This is a genomic window from uncultured Rikenella sp. (assembly GCF_948810725.1).
Lineage (GTDB): Bacteria > Bacteroidota > Bacteroidia > Bacteroidales > Rikenellaceae > Rikenella.
In genome coordinates, this window is sequence record NZ_CAQIVA010000090.1 from 1 (window position 1) to 2,786 (window position 2,786).

Annotated in this window: 2 protein-coding genes; both read left to right on the top strand. The window is 52.1% G+C overall.

The genetic code is table 11. The features are described 5' to 3' along the window. The first annotated feature begins 197 nt into the window (after positions 1–197). Positions 198–1,934 (top strand): tetratricopeptide repeat protein, encoded by a 1,737-nt coding sequence (locus Q9S52_RS10650; protein WP_304709093.1) that lies wholly within the window; start codon positions 198–200, stop codon positions 1,932–1,934. Positions 1,935–2,088: 154 nt separating this feature from the next. After that, the gene (smpB, locus tag Q9S52_RS10655; protein WP_294591605.1) at positions 2,089–2,544 is read left to right on the top strand and encodes an SsrA-binding protein SmpB; all 456 of its coding nucleotides are present in this window, start codon (positions 2,089–2,091) and stop codon (positions 2,542–2,544) included. The last annotated feature ends 242 nt before the right edge of the window (positions 2,545–2,786 follow it).

The window sequence follows — 2,786 nt, forward strand, 5'->3', positions numbered from 1 at the left end:
TCTGCAAAAGTTCTTTGGGTACCTTTCTTTCAAGAAAGGTACGGTTCCAGCCGGGGCAAAAAAGAGTATGAAAAAGGGATTGAAATTTTGTTTATCCTAAAACAAAATCAGGAACAAATACGTACCTTTGTCCATTGCAAGTAAAGCGAAGGAAAAAAGACCGAAAAACCAATTAATAAATAAACAATTCACTGATTATGAGAAAAGTTTTAAACCTCAGCCTTGCAGTTATCGCTGCGTCGGCTCTTCTCACCAGCTGTAATTGCTTCAGCAAGATGATGAAGAAGACCGCACAGGGCACCACGGCGACCTGCGCGCCGGAACTCGTTACCCTGAAAGGGGACAACGCGGTGACCACCATTACCGTGAACATTCCGGCCAAAGCATTCCACAAATACGGCGTGCTGAAAGTGACTCCGGTGATCGTATCGTTGATCGACGGTACCGAATATGCCGGCGAACCGCGCTTCTTCCAGGGCGAAAAAGTACAGGACAACTACACCGTCGTTCCCTTCTCGGGCGGTACGGTGACCATGGACGTGGCTATTCCTTACAACCCGTCGATGCGCCTCTCGCAGCTCGTGCTGAAAGCTGAAGCGAAATGCTTGAAACGCGGGAACAAGATCAAAAACTTCACCCCGTACGAAACCCCGATCTACGTGACTAACGGGGTGAGCTCCTTGCAGCTGATGGCCGACAACTATGCGAAAGTGGCTATCGCTCCGGACGCATTCCAGCGCGTGACCAACATCTCGGAAACCGCGAAGATCATGTTTACGATCAACCAGTCGAACGTGCGCTCCAGCCAGCTGAGCAAAGAAGACATCAAAGCGCTGGAAGACTTCATCATCGCCAACAGCGGTGACGCGAAGAAGAAAGTAGGCGACGTTTACACTCAGGCTTACGCTTCGCCGGACGGTCCGTTGGCCCTCAACGACAGACTGTCGAAAGACCGCGGTACCTCGACTCACAAAGCGATGAGCCAGAAGTTCAAAAAAGACAAAGTTCCGGCTAACACCAAATTCGACATCAACGCGATGGGCGAAGACTGGGAAGGCTTCAAAGAACTGGTCGAAAAATCCGATATCCCGGACAAAGCGCTGATTCTCCAGGTGCTCGCTATGCAGAAAGACCCGCAGGTGCGCGACCGCGAAATCAAAAACATGAGCGTTGCCTTCAAAGTGCTGGCTGAAAAGATCCTCCCGGAACTCCGTCGTTCGAAAATGACCGTCAACGTTCAGGTGGAAGGCTTGACCGACGCCGAACTCAAAGAAGCTGTCGCTACCGACATCAACAAACTCAACGTCGAAGAGATGCTCTTCGCAGCTACCCTCTACAACGACAACGCTACCAAAGCGAAGATCTACAAAGCCGCTGCTGAAAAATACAACTGTTACCGCGGGTACAACAACCTCGGCGTCGTATTGGCAAACCAGGGCGACTACGCTGCTGCAAAGGCCATGTTCCTGAAAGCCGCTTCGCTCAACAGCACCGACCCGTACGTGATCAACAACCTCGGCGTGGTTGCCTTGGCTGAAGGCAAGAAAGCAGACGCTGCCAAATTCTTCGCAGCATCTTCGATCCCGGAAGCTAAATACAACCAGGGCCTCGTAGAACTCGCTAACGGGAACTACGCAGCTGCCGCTCGCACCCTCGATGGGTACAACCAGGCACTCGCTGAACTCCTCAACGGCAACGTGGCTAAAGCAAAACAACAGTTGGCAGGGATGAACACCTGGCGTGCTAACTACGTGAAAGCAGTGATCGCTGCTCGCGAAGGCGATGCAAACGCGCTGGTTTCCAATCTGAAAGCTGCCATCGCTCAGAACCCGGAAGCTGCTGAACTCGCTGCTACGGACGTGAATTTCTACAACTACTTCGAACACGCTCAGTTTGTAGAAATCGTGAAAGTCAAAGTGAAAATGAAAAACTAAGGACTTTCCTTTAAAATTCGGGGCACCCCGGTTCTCTCCTCCGAGAGGGCCGGGGTGCCTCTCTTTTTCCTCGCCCCCTCGATGACGGAAAAATGCGGATAAGTATTTGCACGTACCGTCCGAAGCCGCGGAATCGTTATCTTTGCATCCGAAAATGGCGGAACAGAACAAAATATCCATCAAAAACAAACGGGCCTCTTTCGACTACGAAATCCTCGAAGAGTGGGTGGCCGGTATCGTGCTGACCGGAACCGAAATCAAATCGATCCGAATGAGCAAAGCCAGTCTCGTCGACTGCTTCTGCTATCTGCACAACGGCGAATTGTTCGTGCGCGGCATGAACATCGCCGAATATCACTGGGGAACGTACAACAATCACCAACCGAAACGCGATCGAAAACTCCTCCTCAATCGGAAAGAGTTGAGAAAGATAGACCGGGCGTTGCAGGACAAGGGTTTGACGGTGGTCGGGATCAGGCTGTTCGTCAACGAACGCGGTTTGGCGAAGCTGGTGATCGGCTTGGGACGGGGGCGCAAAAAATACGATAAACGGGAGCATCTCAAGGAAAAGGATGCGAAGCGGGATATGGATCGCGCTATGAAACGCTAATTGAACCGTTTGTATTGTGTCTACCCGGACGGAACCGTACCTTTCTTGAAAGAAAGGTACCCAAAGAACTTTTGCAGAGGTCGTCCCGGTGGGCCGACCACGGGTTCTCTCCGCCTTGTTCGTTGGGCTGTGGTTTTCCGGCGCAGCGCGCTAATAATGGGCATAATACCCCCAGCGCGCCACACCGGAAAATCCAGCCCAACCAATCGGGCAGACACGGCCAGAGCATCCCGCAGGGATGC

Bases quoted from the DNA above. Each gene is read 5' to 3' on its own strand.
- smpB (WP_294591605.1), top strand. From the start codon at position 2,089: ATGGCGGAACAGAACAAAATATCCATCAAAAACAAACGGGCCTCTTTC.
- Q9S52_RS10650 (WP_304709093.1), top strand. From the start codon at position 198: ATGAGAAAAGTTTTAAACCTCAGCCTTGCAGTTATCGCTGCGTCGGCT.